Annotated in this window: 12 protein-coding genes; 4 read left to right on the forward strand and 8 right to left on the reverse strand. The window is 59.6% G+C overall.

Features of this window, described 5'->3' with window-relative positions; genetic code table 11:
- Positions 1–3: 3 nt before the first annotated feature.
- From KI611_RS09055 to nosZ (KI611_RS09090), 8 genes are all read right to left on the reverse strand, one after another.
- Positions 4–978 carry a hypothetical protein gene (locus KI611_RS09055; protein WP_226419492.1) on the reverse strand — a complete coding sequence of 325 codons (975 nt, stop codon included), beginning with the start codon at positions 976–978 and terminating at the stop codon, positions 4–6.
- A 137-nt stretch (positions 979–1,115) separates the two neighbouring features.
- The gene (locus KI611_RS09060) at positions 1,116–1,841 is read right to left on the reverse strand and encodes a c-type cytochrome (protein WP_226419493.1); all 726 of its coding nucleotides are present in this window, start codon (positions 1,839–1,841) and stop codon (positions 1,116–1,118) included.
- A gap of 111 nt (positions 1,842–1,952) precedes the next feature.
- Positions 1,953–2,261 carry a c-type cytochrome gene (locus tag KI611_RS09065; protein WP_226419494.1) on the reverse strand — a complete coding sequence of 103 codons (309 nt, stop codon included), beginning with the start codon at positions 2,259–2,261 and terminating at the stop codon, positions 1,953–1,955.
- An 84-nt stretch (positions 2,262–2,345) separates the two neighbouring features.
- Positions 2,346–4,643, reverse strand: coding sequence for a Sec-dependent nitrous-oxide reductase (gene nosZ / locus KI611_RS09070; RefSeq protein ID WP_226419495.1), 2,298 nt, complete (start codon positions 4,641–4,643; stop codon positions 2,346–2,348).
- 168 nt (positions 4,644–4,811) lie between these two features.
- On the reverse strand, positions 4,812–5,468 hold the full coding sequence (locus KI611_RS09075; protein WP_226419496.1) for a response regulator transcription factor: 657 nt from the start codon (positions 5,466–5,468) through the stop codon (positions 4,812–4,814).
- The gene (locus tag KI611_RS09080; protein WP_226419497.1) at positions 5,465–6,574 is read right to left on the reverse strand and encodes a response regulator; all 1,110 of its coding nucleotides are present in this window, start codon (positions 6,572–6,574) and stop codon (positions 5,465–5,467) included. The genes KI611_RS09075 and KI611_RS09080 overlap by 4 nt, the downstream gene beginning before the upstream one ends.
- A 2-nt stretch (positions 6,575–6,576) precedes the next feature.
- On the reverse strand, positions 6,577–9,189 hold the full coding sequence (locus KI611_RS09085) for an ATP-binding protein (protein WP_226419498.1): 2,613 nt from the start codon (positions 9,187–9,189) through the stop codon (positions 6,577–6,579).
- 199 nt (positions 9,190–9,388) lie between these two features.
- A complete protein-coding gene (gene nosZ / locus KI611_RS09090; RefSeq protein WP_226419495.1) occupies positions 9,389–11,686 on the reverse strand; it encodes a Sec-dependent nitrous-oxide reductase in 2,298 nt (765 codons plus the stop codon).
- A 191-nt stretch (positions 11,687–11,877) separates the two neighbouring features.
- On the opposite strand from nosZ (KI611_RS09090), the gene KI611_RS09095 reads away from it, so the two are divergent.
- From KI611_RS09095 to KI611_RS09110, 4 genes are all read left to right on the forward strand, one after another.
- Positions 11,878–12,348: a hypothetical protein gene (locus tag KI611_RS09095; RefSeq protein ID WP_226419499.1), complete on the forward strand. Its 471-nt coding sequence runs from the start codon at positions 11,878–11,880 to the stop codon at positions 12,346–12,348.
- A gap of 1 nt (position 12,349) precedes the next feature.
- Entirely contained in the window at positions 12,350–12,952 is a 603-nt protein-coding gene (locus KI611_RS09100) for an SCO family protein (RefSeq protein ID WP_226419500.1), read from the forward strand.
- Positions 12,953–12,966: 14 nt separating this feature from the next.
- Positions 12,967–13,443, forward strand: a complete 477-nt coding sequence (locus KI611_RS09105; RefSeq protein WP_226419501.1) for a copper chaperone PCu(A)C — start codon at positions 12,967–12,969, stop codon at positions 13,441–13,443.
- A 132-nt stretch (positions 13,444–13,575) separates the two neighbouring features.
- Positions 13,576–14,844, forward strand: coding sequence for a putative Na+/H+ antiporter (locus KI611_RS09110; protein WP_226419502.1), 1,269 nt, complete (start codon positions 13,576–13,578; stop codon positions 14,842–14,844).
- Position 14,845 lies beyond the last annotated feature (1 nt).

Here is a 14,845-nt window from a genome sequence, read left to right on the forward strand (position 1 = left end):
CGCTTACTCGGCCTTGCCTTCACGCAGTTGCTTGCGACGGATCAGCAGGGCCAGCATCATGCAGACGAAAATGATGACCAGCAGGCCAAAGCCCCAGTACGGATAGGAGAAGGTCGAGAACTGCGCGACCTTGCCTTCGCCGAACACCGTCGGCATGAACGGCTTGACGGTGAAGGCGCCCCACGGATGCATGTTGTGGCCGAAGAACCACAGCCAGCCGGCGTAGGTAATGACGAAAAAGACCGGCAGCAGGGCGGGGACCAGGGCGAGCAGCAACTGGAAGGGCCGTATCTTGGCGACGCCGGCAATGACAACCGCCATCACGGCGAGCAGACCGAAGATGACGACTTTCGAGATATTGCGAACGTTGTCGCCCCATACCTTGATCCGCTCCATGTCCTTGAAGAAGGTGCCGGATTCCTGCATGTAGGCCTGGACATGGCTTTCCAGGTGGCCCATGACGAATTGATCGACGATCATCCACGCCGCCACGGCGGCGAATCCCGCGCTCAAGGTTGTCAGGCGGGCTTTCTTGGTGGTCGTCACGAAGGCCAGCATCATCACTGCGAAGAAGCCGAAGAAGAACTTGGCCAGCGGCTTCTCGACCGGGGCGCCGGTAGCGATCGGATACATCCCGACGTAGTGATTGATGGTGTTCATTTCATGGACGCAATCGAGACCTTCGGCGCCCTTGTTCAGGTCTTTCTTGTCGTCGGTGATCGGGTTGTAACGTTCGTCTTCATGGGCGAGATCCTTCTGGATGATCTCGCCGGCCATTCGCGTGCCCTTGCCGGCTGCCGTGCAGCCGTTATAGACACCGTCGAAATGGAAGTGGATGCGGATGCCGTCCGGGAAGGCATCGGGCGGGTAATTCGGAGCGGTCAGGGAAACCCACCAGATCGGCGCGAAATAGGCGGCGATCAAGGCGATCAGGGCGATCAGGCTCAAGCCACCGACGATTTTGTTCTGCTTTTCCATGTTTGCTGCTCTCTTTGTGTTCTCGTGCATCTCTATCCCTCCCACTTGAATGGGGAGGTGAAGAGGGGGAATGAGTTCATGCACTGATCAGCAAACTCATCCCCTCCCTGTTCCGCCTTTTCGAGGCGGGGCAAATCTTACTTCTTCTTGCCGGCTTTCGGCTTGCACATGTTGCCCGGCATCACCAGGCTGGACTGGTAGGCGGAAATCGCCACCAGTTGGTCGTTGGTGTAGGGCTTGATGATCTTGACCATGTCCGGGTTGGCGTTGCGGCGGTGACCATCGCGGATTTCAGTCATTTGGCGCAACAGATACTTGTAGTGCTGACCGGCGATCACCGGGTAGAACTTGTCCTTGACGCCTTCACCGTTCTTGCCGTGGCATTCGAGACACTGCTTTTCATACAGTTCCTTGCCCTTGGCGACCTGCGTGGCAGCGTCGGCACCTTCGTATTTGCCATGTTCGATCGGGATGCACAGGCTTTCGATGTAGGCGGCGGCATCGGCCAGTTCCTGCGGATCGGTCAGCGTCGCGGCAAACGGGTACATCGTCGGATTGTCGCGGGTGCCGGCACGGATGTCGGCCATCTGCTTGATCAGCACGGTCGTGTGCTGGCCAGCCAGTTGCGGGAAGGTGCCGTCCGGGCGACCGGCGCCGGAGGGCAGGTGACAGGCGCCACAGACTTCATAGGCTTCTTCGCCACGCTTCTTGTCGCCCTTGAGCTTGAGGGCTTCGGATTTTTCGCCCTCGTCGGCATTCCATTTGTAGTCCTTGCTCTCGATGCCGCCATGTTTTGGCGCGGGAGGTCCGGCAAAGGCGATGCCTGCCGAGAGCAGACCGATCAGTAGTAATGATGTTTTCATGGGTGGTGTCCTTTGTGTGCAGGTAAAGCGGAACGCGTGAATCATTGTCGTTGGATCAATATCAGCATTCCTTGATACACGTCATACGCCTTGGTGGCAGGGCTTTTTGTCTTACTTGAGCTTTACGAGGTACTCGGATATCGCCTTGATTTCCTCGTCATTGACCAGATGCATGACGCCTTTCATTGCCGCGGTTTGCCCATTGTTACGGGCGCCGCTCTTGATGTCCTTCATTTGCTGTTCGGTGTAGGCAGCGTTCTGGCCGGCGATTTTCGGGTAGTTCGGCATCAGCGGCTTGTCGCCCTTCGGGCCGTGGCAGGCGTTGCAGGTCTTCTCGGCGAACAGTTTGGCGCCATCCGGAGCAGCGATTACCGGGCTGGCAACCAGCGCGGCGGCGATCAGAGACATAATGAATTTCATGGTTTTTCCCTATTTTAAGAAACCGGAAGGTAGGTTAATTGCCACCCCCCGGTTCCTGCCTTAAGTCAGATCAACTTTTCGGACTTACTTGACCTTCTTGGCGCCGTTCTGTTCGAGATAGGTTTTGGCACGCAGACCGATGTCGGCGGCTTTGACCTGGTATTGCCAGACTTGCTCGGCCCACAGATTGGCCTGGTCCCAGTCCTTCTTGGCGGCAGCGGCTTCGTGCTTGGTCTTGGCTTCCTTCATGCGGTTGAGCTGGTCGGTTGCATCTTCGACCATTGCCACGACATCCGGGAAGTCCTTGTAATTCACGCTGGTGATGTAGCCGACCACGGAATCGATGACGACCTGGGTATCCACCACCTTCTTCACGGTCGCCTTATAGTCGGCTTCGGTGTAGTTGGCCTTGGCGCTTTCCTGCGTCTTGCCCGGCTTCCAGCCCTTCGGCTTGACCAGCAGGTAACCCTGCATTTCAAGGTGGAGAGCGGAACAGAACTCGGTGCAGTAGTACGGATAGACGCCTTCCTTGTCGGCCTTGAACTTGACGGTCACCGTCTTGCCCGGCTCGATGGAAGCATGGACGTTGTAGGTCGATACCGCGAAACCGTGGGTTTCGTCCTGGGCCCGTTCGAGGTTGGTCAAATGGACGGTGATTTCGTCGCCCACTTCAGCCTCGATCGTTTCCGGGGTGATGTGCGAACGGATCAGCGTACCGAAGACTTCGATCTTGTTGCCCTTCTTGTCGGTATGTTCCTCACCGGCCCGGACCGCGCCCGGATTCGGCTTGTCGGTACGGCTGTTGGTGCCGACCTTGTAACGAACGCCCGGCTTCAGCTTGGCCGCTTCGATGGCGACGACGTAGTGCGGCTCACCCAGCGGCAATGGCATGTCGTAGAGCAGTTGCATCTTGTCGTTGCTGATGTCGATCAACTGGTGGTTCTGCGGATGCAGCGGGCCAACCGGGTTGAAACGATCGATCGACAGCTTGTTCAGCGCCACCAGATAGCGCCCCTTCGGATCGGCCGAGTCACCTTCCATGGTCATCAGGTGACCGATGTTGTAATGCACGGAGATCTTGTCGAGCACCTTGCCGTCACAGTGATTCCATTTGACGACTTGCGAATCGACATAGAGCGAGGTGTAGGCGATACAGGGCTTGCTGTCGTACTGGGTGTGCAGCGGGCCGAGGCCGAGCTGGACCTGGGTATGCAGCGCATCCTTCATGCCGATCACCGGAATGCCGTACGGATCCTTGGATTCGAACTTGTTGGCCTTGATCGCGGCCTGGATCTTCTCGAAGGAATAGACGGAAACGTGGGTATCGAGCTTGCCGGCGACGGTCAGGAACTTGCCGTCCGGAGTGACGTCGACGCCGTGCGGCGACTTCGGTTCCGGAATCAGGAAGAGGATGCCTTCCTTGATCGCGGTTTCCATCATCAGCACATTGTGGCCGTTGATCTTCTTGGCCTTGCCGGCGGCGACCAGTTCGGCCGCCTTCTTCCAGTTGATCACGTGCAGATAGTCGGTGTCCTTGGCGGAGCAACCGGCTTCATACGGCGGACGACCCTTCTCGATGCCGCCGACGTAACGCTCGGAACAGAAGGAGTTGGTGAACGACCAGCCATCGGACGGGCCTTTACCGGCATCCGACAGATCCTGCGAGTAAGGCGGCAGTTCGAGCGAGAAGGAATTCTTCACGTCGATGCGGCCTTCCTTGCGGTCGAACTTCCAGTAGGTGATGCCGCCGCGATACTTCTCGTTGAACTCTTCGAGCGGGAAGAACTTCTTGTTCTCGAGCGGCGAAGCGTACTGGGCGGCTTCGATGATGTAGTCGGTGTTCGGGGTAACGAAAGCGCCACCATGCTCGGACTTGAAGATCGGATTGACCACGATCTGCTTGGTCTCGAAGTCGCGCAGGTCGATCACGGCGAGGCGCGGATTGGCCTTGTCGTTGATGAACAGGAACTGACCGTCGTACTTGCCCTGGGTTTCCGAGATTGCCGGGTGGTGCGTATCGCCCCAGTTGATTTCCTTGCCGTCGATATTGCCCTGGCGCAGCACGGCCTTCGATTCTTCATCGAAGCCATAACCCTGCCACGGTTCCGGCGTGAAGACGCCGATGTACTTGAGGATGCGCATCGACGGAATGCCGTAGACGATGACCTGGCCGGACTGGCCGCCCGAGCTGAAGGCGACGAAATCGTCGCGCTTGCCGGTCGGGACGTAGGTCTTCGAGGCCGCCAGCAGATCCTGCTGACTCAGGCCGCGACGCTTCATCACGTCCTGCAGCGATTCGGCTGCCCACGCCGACGTGGCTGCGCCGAAGCCGATCCCCGCCGCAACCGCCAGCAGAGTCGATTTGACTGCAAATTTTTTCATTTGAATCTCTCCCATGAATCGAGAAGTTGAACTTCCTACCCCTATTGCCGCCGGGAAAATATTCCTGCGGCAATTTGTCGCACTGGTCGAAGTATGGGTGCAGAGAGATAAATAAGTAAGCGGAAATATACTGATTTTTGGGGTAGGAAAATTCCTACAACATGGCGCTTAATCGGGTTGTTCGTCCTCCCCATGGACCAGCTTGTGCCGGATCGCGTAATGGATCAATTCGCCGGAATTGGCCAGCCCCATTTTTTCCTGGATCCGGGTTTTGTGGGTACTGACGGTCTTGACGCTCAGATTCAGCGCGTGGCCGATTTCGGTGACGCCTTCGCCGCGGGCCAGTAACAGAAAAACTTGGTACTCGCGGTCGGACAGGCGGGTATGCGGCAAGCCGCTGCTCTTGCCGGTCAAGGCTTCCATCGCCAGCTTTTCAGCGACCGCCTGATTGATGAACAGCCCCCCCCCGGCGACCTTGCGGATCGCTTGCACCAGCTGGGTTTCCGCATTGTCCTTGCAGAGGTAGCCGGAGGCGCCGGCCTTGAGGGCGCGGACGGCGAAGATGTCCTCCTTGTGCATGCTGAGGATCAGAATGGGCAGTTTCGGAAATTCGCTCTTGATCTGCTTGATCAGCTCGATCCCGCTCTTGCCTGGCATCGACAGGTCGAGAAGTAGCACGTCCCAACTCCCGGAACGGACCAGGGCGAGCGCTTCGTTGCCGTCGCAGGCTTCGCCGGCCACCTCGATGTCGCCACTGTCCTGCAGGATGTGTTTCAGCCCGGCCCGGAGAATGTCATGGTCGTCTGCAATCAATATCCGGATCATTGCTTTCTCTCGCGGTCTTTGGGGAAATGGGCCTCGATGCGCGTGCCTTGCCCCGGTTGGCTGATGATTTCGATAGTCCCGCCCAGTATTTTGACTCTTTCCTGCATGCCGAGCAGTCCAAAGGTTTTCTTGTGGCCGGTCGTGTCGAAGCCGCAACCGTCATCGTCGACGCATAGCCGGATTTCGTCTTCGCCATCGTCGATCTGGACGTTCGCCCGCCCGGCGGCGGCGTGCCGCGCGACGTTGGTCAAGGATTCCTGGACTACCCGAAAAATCGCCGTGGCCAGCGGTTCGCCGATGTCGAATTCCTCGCGGTTCATGGCAAGCGTACAGGCGATGCCGGTGCGCTCCTGGTATTGACTGACATGGTGTTCAATGGCCGCGGCCAGGCCGAGCACATCGAGCATGCCCGGGCGGAGTCCTTCGGAAATCCGGCGCACTGCGTTGATTGTCCGTTCCACCAGACTGTAGGCCGCTTCCCCTCGCTCGGCCACCGACGGTCCGAGTTGGCCGGCCTTGTCCTTCAGCCAGCCGATGTCGATGCGCAACGCGGTGAGTGCCTGGCCAAGCTCATCGTGCAATTCGCGGGCGATGCCCGCCCGTTCCTCTTCCCGGACGGTTTGTAGAAAACCGGCCAGTTCCTGCAGCCGGCTTTGCGACTCGTGAAGGCTGGCTTGCGCTGCGAGCAGTTGGGCCGTCCGCTCCGCGACGCGTTCTTCGAGGCGCGATTGCAGCTGGCGCAGTTCGACATGGGTACGTACCCGGGCCAGCACTTCTTCCGGTTGATAGGGTTTGGCGATGTAGTCGACTGCTCCCAGCTCGAAGCCCTTCAGCTTGTCGCCGGCTTCGCGCAGCGCCGAGAGGAAGATGACCGGAATGTCATGGGTCCGCGGGTCGTCCTTCAGCCGTCGACAGACTTCGTAGCCATCGATCCCGGGCATGCGGACATCGAGCAGTATCAGATCGGGCGGGCTGGCCTGGGCCGAGCGCAAGGCCATCCGTCCTTCCAGCGCCGGGCGCACCGTGTAGCCGGCGTGGGCCAACAACTGGGAGAGCAGTTCGAGGGAAGCCGGCGTGTCTTCGACGACCAGTATTTCGGCATTCATGTCTATTCCTCTGCGTCGAGTATGCCCAGTACCTGCCACAAGGCTTGATATTGGCGGGTGTTGGCAAATTCGCCAAGGTTGGCGGCCAGTTCCGGATTTTCCTCTGCCACGCTGCGCAAGGCTGCGGCGATCTTTTCCGGGTTCAGCGAGAGAGCGGCCTGCGCCAGGCCGGCGCGTGTTTCGCTGCACAAGCCGGCGAGATCTTCGGCGCTGATCTTTCGTGCGGCGCCGACGGAGCAGGGCGATGCCTCCGGCGTCGGCAGCGGGGCGCGAATCAAGCGCAGCGCGAGATGCTTTTCGAGAATCCGGAACAGCGCCTCTTCCTCGAAAGGTTTGCTGAGAAAGTCATCGGCGCCAGCGAGCAGGGCTGCCTGCCGGCTCTCTTTCATCGCGTTGGCGGTCAGCATGACGAGACGCGGTTGGTTGCCCGTCTTGCCTTGGCGCACCCGGGCGATGATCTCCAGGCCATTGCCGTCGGGCAGGAACCAGTCCATGAAAACGAGGTCCGGCCCCGCCGTTGCGATCGCCGCCTCGGCGGCTGCCGCACTGCTTGCCTCATCGACCACGAAACCGAGCGGCTCGAGCAGTGATCTGACGAGCAGCCGCGCTTCCGGCATATCGTCGACCACCAGAATGCGCCGCCCGTGATCGGCCGGCTCGACCCCGGAGACGCGTCCCCGGGCGGATTTGGCGCTACCCGCTTGGCCGCCCGGTACGGTAATCGCAAAGCGGAAGGTGGCGCCCTGGCCGGGTTCGGATTCGAGCGTCAGTTCGCCGCCCATCATCTCGACATACTGCTGGCTGATGGTCAGCCCGAGACCCGTGCCGCCTTGATGCGAGGCGCCGACTTGCTCGAACGAGGCAAAAATCCGCGCGTGGTCTTCGGCGCGGATGCCGATCCCGGTATCGACGACACTGAAGGACAGCCGGACCTCGCCATTGCCGGCGTCAGTCCCGGCAACATTTAGCGTGACCGAGCCGGCCGGCGTGAATTTGACGGCATTCGACAGCAGGTTGAGCAGGATCTGGCGCAGCATCACCGGGTCGAGCACGACCGATGGCGGCAGGTCGGACATCTCCAGCTTCAATGCCAGGCCGCCCTGTTCGGCACGCAGACGCATCATGCCGACGATCTCCTCGAGCAGCGCGGCAAGATCGACGTCTTCGGCGGCCATTTCCATCTTGCCGGACTCGATTTTCGACAGCTCCAGAATATCGTTGATCAGGGTCAGCAGATGATTACCAGAGTTGTTGATGATCTCGACGTTGCGGCGCTGCGTCGGGTCGAGCACCGGGTCCTTGCCCATCAGTTGCGAAAAGCCGATGACGGCATTCAGCGGCGTCCGCAATTCATGGCTCATGTTGGCCAGGAAAGTGGTCTTGGAACGGTTCGCCGCCTCGGCCTCGTCGCGCGCTTCGGTCAGTTCCTCGGTCCGCTGGCGAACCAAGTCTTCCAGGTGTTCGCGATACTCCTGCAATTCCTGTTCGTCGCGTTTGCGCTCGGTGATGTCGGAAAAGATCGAGATGAAGCGGCGTATCCGCCCGTCCGGTCCCGTCAAGGCCTGGATCGATATTTCCTCGGGGAAGACGTCTCCGGTCTTGCGCCGGTTCCACAGTTCGCCCCGCCAGTGGCCGACGCGGGTGAGCTGTTCCCAGAGCTTCCGGTAAAAGTCGGCGTCATGCACGCCCGACTTGAGCAGGCGGGGGTTCCGGTTGATCACCTCGTCCCGCGCATAGCCGGAAATGCGGCAGAAGGCATCATTGACCCAGAGGATCGTGCCGCTCGGGTCGGTGATGATGGCGCCCTCGGCCATCGCCGCGAAAGCCATTTCATTTTCGCGGCGGGCTTCCTCGCTGCGCAGCTTTTCGATACTGCGGTGGCGCGCGAAGTAGGCGAAGGTGAACATCGCCGCCAGTCCGAGGATCCAGATGCCCAGGTGCCAGTACTGAATCGCTCGCCAGGTCGGTTCCTGGGCGGTCCGGTAGGCATTCAGGTTGATCGAGATGGTTGCTCCGCCGCGCAGGCCGCCGACCGGAACCAGCGTGTCCCGGTGGCACTCCAGGCATTCCTTCTCCATGCGCATCGGGATCATCGCCCGCATCAGGCCGTGCGCGCCTTTCTTCGGCAGCGCTTCGGCAACCATGTCGCCGCCTTTTTCGAGGGTATCCAGCGCCTTGGCCTCCCAGTCGTCCGGCGCATTGTCCATGTTGCGCAACTGCTTCGAGGTCAGGCGCTCGCGGCTCCCTGGCACGCCCTGATTGGCCGCTTCCTGGATGGCGAGCAGCAGATGAATCGGCGTTACGGTCACCAAACGGATAGTTTCGCCGTTGCTGCGCAGGACGGTTACCCGCTCCTCTTCTTCCAGCGAGTTGACGGGAGGTATTTTTTCTTCGCGGATGAAGACGCCACCGACATCGGAGGCCCATTTGCGAATGGACATGTCCTTCTTCAGATTGGCGACGGCATCGATGCGCGCCAGGGCGCTGGCAGTCCGGTTCAATTGCTCGCGCTGGGTGAGCAGGGAGGCGAGAACCAGCAGCGTCCAGATAAGGGTCGCCAGAAGGACGATTTTGGCGCCCGGCCACCGGGGCGAGAAAGGATGGGTTGATGGCATGTCTGCTACTGAATACCTTCACTGCGCTGTTTTTTGGCAACCATGAACGGCGCCGGAAATGGACGCCAACTGGCTGGTCGGAGTGTGCGAGGTTAGCCCTGAAAGCGAGATTCCGCGCAGTGTATGTCCAGCGGGCGAACAAAACAAAAAAGGGGGCAGATTTCTCTGCCCCCTTTCAATCCCGAAACCTCAGGATGTTTTACTTCACCTTCTTGGCGCCGTTCTGTTCGAGATAGGTTTTGGCACGCAGACCGATGTCGGCGGCTTTGACCTGGTATTGCCAGACTTGCTCGGCCCACAGATTGGCCTGGTCCCAGTCCTTCTTGGCGGCAGCGGCTTCGTGCTTGGTCTTGGCTTCCTTCATGCGGTTGAGCTGGTCGGTTGCATCTTCGACCATTGCCACGACATCCGGGAAGTCCTTGTAATTCACGCTGGTGATGTAGCCGACCACGGAATCGATGACGACCTGGGTATCCACCACCTTCTTCACGGTCGCCTTATAGTCGGCTTCGGTGTAGTTGGCCTTGGCGCTTTCCTGCGTCTTGCCCGGCTTCCAGCCCTTCGGCTTGACCAGCAGGTAACCCTGCATTTCAAGGTGGAGAGCGGAACAGAACTCGGTGCAGTAGTACGGATAGACGCCTTCCTTGTCGGCCTTGAACTTGACGGTCACCGTCTTGCCCGGCTCGATGGAAGCATGGACGTTGTAGGTCGATACCGCGAAACCGTGGGTTTCGTCCTGGGCCCGTTCGAGGTTGGTCAAATGGACGGTGATTTCGTCGCCCACTTCAGCCTCGATCGTTTCCGGGGTGATGTGCGAACGGATCAGCGTACCGAAGACTTCGATCTTGTTGCCCTTCTTGTCGGTATGTTCCTCACCGGCCCGGACCGCGCCCGGATTCGGCTTGTCGGTACGGCTGTTGGTGCCGACCTTGTAACGAACGCCCGGCTTCAGCTTGGCCGCTTCGATGGCGACGACGTAGTGCGGCTCACCCAGCGGCAATGGCATGTCGTAGAGCAGTTGCATCTTGTCGTTGCTGATGTCGATCAACTGGTGGTTCTGCGGATGCAGCGGGCCAACCGGGTTGAAACGATCGATCGACAGCTTGTTCAGCGCCACCAGATAGCGCCCCTTCGGATCGGCCGAGTCACCTTCCATGGTCATCAGGTGACCGATGTTGTAATGCACGGAGATCTTGTCGAGCACCTTGCCGTCACAGTGATTCCATTTGACGACTTGCGAATCGACATAGAGCGAGGTGTAGGCGATACAGGGCTTGCTGTCGTACTGGGTGTGCAGCGGGCCGAGGCCGAGCTGGACCTGGGTATGCAGCGCATCCTTCATGCCGATCACCGGAATGCCGTACGGATCCTTGGATTCGAACTTGTTGGCCTTGATCGCGGCCTGGATCTTCTCGAAGGAATAGACGGAAACGTGGGTATCGAGCTTGCCGGCGACGGTCAGGAACTTGCCGTCCGGAGTGACGTCGACGCCGTGCGGCGACTTCGGTTCCGGAATCAGGAAGAGGATGCCTTCCTTGATCGCGGTTTCCATCATCAGCACATTGTGGCCGTTGATCTTCTTGGCCTTGCCGGCGGCGACCAGTTCGGCCGCCTTCTTCCAGTTGATCACGTGCAGATAGTCGGTGTCCTTGGCGGAGCAACCGGCTTCATACGGCGGACGACCCTTCTCGATGCCGCCGACGTAACGCTCGGAACAGAAGGAGTTGGTGAACGACCAGCCATCGGACGGGCCTTTACCGGCATCCGACAGATCCTGCGAGTAAGGCGGCAGTTCGAGCGAGAAGGAATTCTTCACGTCGATGCGGCCTTCCTTGCGGTCGAACTTCCAGTAGGTGATGCCGCCGCGATACTTCTCGTTGAACTCTTCGAGCGGGAAGAACTTCTTGTTCTCGAGCGGCGAAGCGTACTGGGCGGCTTCGATGATGTAGTCGGTGTTCGGGGTAACGAAAGCGCCACCATGCTCGGACTTGAAGATCGGATTGACCACGATCTGCTTGGTCTCGAAGTCGCGCAGGTCGATCACGGCGAGGCGCGGATTGGCCTTGTCGTTGATGAACAGGAACTGACCGTCGTACTTGCCCTGGGTTTCCGAGATTGCCGGGTGGTGCGTATCGCCCCAGTTGATTTCCTTGCCGTCGATATTGCCCTGGCGCAGCACGGCCTTCGATTCTTCATCGAAGCCATAACCCTGCCACGGTTCCGGCGTGAAGACGCCGATGTACTTGAGGATGCGCATCGACGGAATGCCGTAGACGATGACCTGGCCGGACTGGCCGCCCGAGCTGAAGGCGACGAAATCGTCGCGCTTGCCGGTCGGGACGTAGGTCTTCGAGGCCGCCAGCAGATCCTGCTGACTCAGGCCGCGACGCTTCATCACGTCCTGCAGCGATTCGGCTGCCCACGCCGACGTGGCTGCGCCGAAGCCGATCCCCGCCGCAACCGCCAGCAGAGTCGATTTGACTGCAAATTTTTTCATTTGAATCTCTCCCATGAATCGAGAAGTTGAACTTCCTACCCCTATTGCCGCGGGCAGAATACTCCCTGCGGCAATTTGTCGCACACTGTATTACCGCTAGAGTATGAAAAAATTGATGTTGGTTAATTCCGTGGACACTCGTTCGGGGAAAATGCGTTAAGTTCGGCAGCCCAAGGAAAAGAAGCGTTCTGGTGAGCAAAAAAATACTGATAGACCTGATCGGCATTCTGCTGATTGCCCTGGTTGTCGTGGTTGGCTACAAGTTGTCGCCGATGTTGTTGCCCAAGGCCGATGTCACGGTGCAGCCCGATCCGGCCTGTGATTTGCAGCGTCAGGCATGTGCCGTTGCCCTGCCCGGTGGTGGGCGGATCGAGTTGACGATGGGGACGCATCCGATCCCGATGGTCAAACCCTTTGCGGTTCAGGTCACGGCCAATGGCTTCAGCCCGTCACGGGTCGAGATCGATTTCACCGGCTTGAATATGAATATGGGTTACAACCGGCCGCAATTGGCGGTTCGTGGCGATGGCCGATTTGTCGCCGAAGCGACGCTGCCGGTGTGCATTACCGGCCAGATGGAATGGCAGGCAACCGTGCTGCTCGAAACCGGTAGCGAACGTCTGGCCATTCCATTCCGGTTTACCTCGGGGAGCCACCAATAACATGTCCGAACGCATTCTGATCGCCATCGCCGCTCTGCTTGCCGCCCTGATTCTTGGTCTGGCATTTTTCTGGTCGCCTGAACTGCCCGAGCGCCCGTTGCCGATGGCGGCCTTGCCGCCGGGGGGCGATTTCACGCTGCAGTCGTCAACTGGTCCGGTTTCGCTGAAGGATTATCGCGGCAAGGTCGTACTGGTCTATTTCGGTTACACCTATTGTCCGGATATCTGTCCGACGGCACTGGCGGCAACCGCCGACGGATTGAAACAACTGACCGCCGAAGAGCTGACCCGGGTGGCAATGCTCTTTATCTCGGTCGATCCCGAGCGCGATACGCCGGCGCGGCTCAAGGATTACGTCGAGTTCTTTCATCCGAATATCGTCGGCGTGACCGGCTCGTCCGAAAGTCTGGCCGAAATCGCCAAACGTTACGGCGTTTTCTATGCTCGACAAAAGGTCGAAACAGCCGGTGACGGCTATGTTGTCGACCACACTTCCGATACCTATGTCGTCGGGCCGGACGGTCGCTTGCTCAGCAAAATCAGCCATGCCTCGCCACCCGATCAGGTGGCGGCGGAAATTCGCAAACGTTTGAATCAACCGTGAAAGAGAGATTGACGATGAAAAAACTATCGATGCTAATCACCGGCCTGACGCTGGCTACCGGGGTGCTGGCCGGGGCAGCCGACCAACTGAGCGTGCAGGATCCTTACGTTCGCCTGGCACCGCCCAACGCGCCGGCCACCGGTGCCTTCATGGTGATCCGGAATGGCGGCGACAAGGACGTGAAGGTGCTGAAGGCCGACAATCCGGTTTCCCGGGTCACCGAGTTGCACACCCACCTGAACGAGGGCGGTGTCATGAAAATGCGCCCGGTGGCGGCGATCGAGGTCAAGGCCAAGGGTGAGGCCGTGCTCAAGCCGGGCGGTCTGCATGTGATGATGATCGATCTCAAGGCGCCGATGAAGGAAGGCGATGTCGTGCCGATCACGCTGACGCTCGATGACGGCAGCACCAAGCAGGTTGATGCCAAGGTTGTCCGACCGATGGCCGCACCAGCCCCCGCCCCCATGCCGATGATGGAACACAAACACTGAAACTGGCTGGTTTTCGCTCGTCGACCTGAAGGTAGCGGTCGGCGAGCGAGTCGGGCCGTTCCGGCCGGCAGCTTCCCGCAGCGCCTGTGCTAGTCTAGCGGCTCATCCTGCCCGACCGTAACGCTCAGACTCATGGACGCTGTCAGTTCTCCCGAAGTAGTCGCGGCAATTGTTTTTGCCCTTGCCGTCGGGCACACCTTTTCGACCGGTTTCTTCGCGCGCCTGGCGCATCTCCCGTCGAGACATGCCGGGTTGTGGCATCTTCTGTCCGAAGTCGAGGTGGTGTTCGGTTTCTGGGCTTTCGTTCTCGTGGTGACGCTTTTCATGCTGACCGGCAAGGCGGATGCCGTCGATTACATGGAAAGCCGGAATTTCACCGAGCCGCTGTTCGTCTTTGTCATCATGGTGGTTGCTGCCAGTCGGCCGATTCTCGAATTCGGCGATGCGGCGGTCCGTGTTTTGGCCCGCCTGCTGCCATTCCAACGGTCGCTGGGTATTTTCTTTCTTTGCCTGTCGATCGTCCCGTTGCTTGGCTCCTTCATTACCGAACCGGCGGCGATGACCCTGGCGGCATTGATGTTGCGCGATGGCTACTTCCTGCACGGGCTGTCGCGACGCCTGCAATATGCCGCGCTCGGCGTCCTCTTCGTCAATGTTTCGATCGGCGGCACGCTGACCAGTTTCGGCGCGCCGCCGGTCTTGATGGTGGCCGCCAAGTGGGAATGGAACAGCGCGTTCATGCTGTCCACTTTTGGCTGGAAGGCCGCCGTCGTGGTCCTGGTCAATGCGGCGCTGCTGACCGGCTTGTTTCGCCATGAGCTGGCCGCCGGACGTGGCGGCGATGTGGCCGAGACGGAGGCGGAGGCTGGCGTCCCTGTCGTGGTGATCCTCCTCCATCTCGCCTTTCTCGTCGGGGTGGTGGTATTTGCCCATCACCCGGCGATCTTCATGGGGCTCTTCCTGTTCTTTATCGGCTACACCGAGGCCTACGAACGCTATCAGGACAAACTGATTCTTCGCGAGGGATTGCTGGTGGCCTTCTTCCTGGCCGGCCTGGTCGTCCTCGGCGGCTTGCAGCAGTGGTGGTTGCAGCCGACCCTGATGGGGGTCGAGCCAACGCTTCTGTATTTCCTCGCCATCGGCTTGACGGCGATTACCGACAATGCCGCACTGACCTATCTGGCATCGCTGGTCGACGGCGTTTCGGCCGAATTCAAATATGCGATTGTTGCCGGGGCGGTGACCGGCGGTGGACTGACCATCATCGCCAACGCGCCGAATCCTGCCGGGGTGGCGATTCTGAAATCCGGCTTTGCCGATCAGTCGATCAGCCCGCTCGGACTTTTCCTCGGGGCGCTGGCCCCGACCGGCATTGCCATTCTCGGATTTCTGCTGCTGTAAC

Origin of the sequence: Dechloromonas denitrificans, from assembly GCF_020510685.1 — a bacterium.
Classification (GTDB): Bacteria; Pseudomonadota; Gammaproteobacteria; order Burkholderiales; family Rhodocyclaceae; genus Azonexus; species Azonexus denitrificans_A.

Coding starts and splice junctions, on each gene's coding strand:
- nosZ (WP_226419495.1), bottom strand. CDS start 11,686: ATGAAAAAATTTGCAGTCAAATCGACTCTGCTGGCGGTTGCGGCGGGG.
- KI611_RS09100 (WP_226419500.1), top strand. CDS start 12,350: ATGTCCGAACGCATTCTGATCGCCATCGCCGCTCTGCTTGCCGCCCTG.
- KI611_RS09065 (WP_226419494.1), bottom strand. CDS start 2,261: ATGAAATTCATTATGTCTCTGATCGCCGCCGCGCTGGTTGCCAGCCCG.
- KI611_RS09060 (WP_226419493.1), bottom strand. CDS start 1,841: ATGAAAACATCATTACTACTGATCGGTCTGCTCTCGGCAGGCATCGCC.
- KI611_RS09105 (WP_226419501.1), top strand. CDS start 12,967: ATGAAAAAACTATCGATGCTAATCACCGGCCTGACGCTGGCTACCGGG.
- KI611_RS09110 (WP_226419502.1), top strand. CDS start 13,576: ATGGACGCTGTCAGTTCTCCCGAAGTAGTCGCGGCAATTGTTTTTGCC.
- KI611_RS09085 (WP_226419498.1), bottom strand. CDS start 9,189: ATGCCATCAACCCATCCTTTCTCGCCCCGGTGGCCGGGCGCCAAAATC.
- KI611_RS09080 (WP_226419497.1), bottom strand. CDS start 6,574: ATGAATGCCGAAATACTGGTCGTCGAAGACACGCCGGCTTCCCTCGAA.
- KI611_RS09055 (WP_226419492.1), bottom strand. CDS start 978: ATGGAAAAGCAGAACAAAATCGTCGGTGGCTTGAGCCTGATCGCCCTG.
- KI611_RS09075 (WP_226419496.1), bottom strand. CDS start 5,468: ATGATCCGGATATTGATTGCAGACGACCATGACATTCTCCGGGCCGGG.
- nosZ (WP_226419495.1), bottom strand. CDS start 4,643: ATGAAAAAATTTGCAGTCAAATCGACTCTGCTGGCGGTTGCGGCGGGG.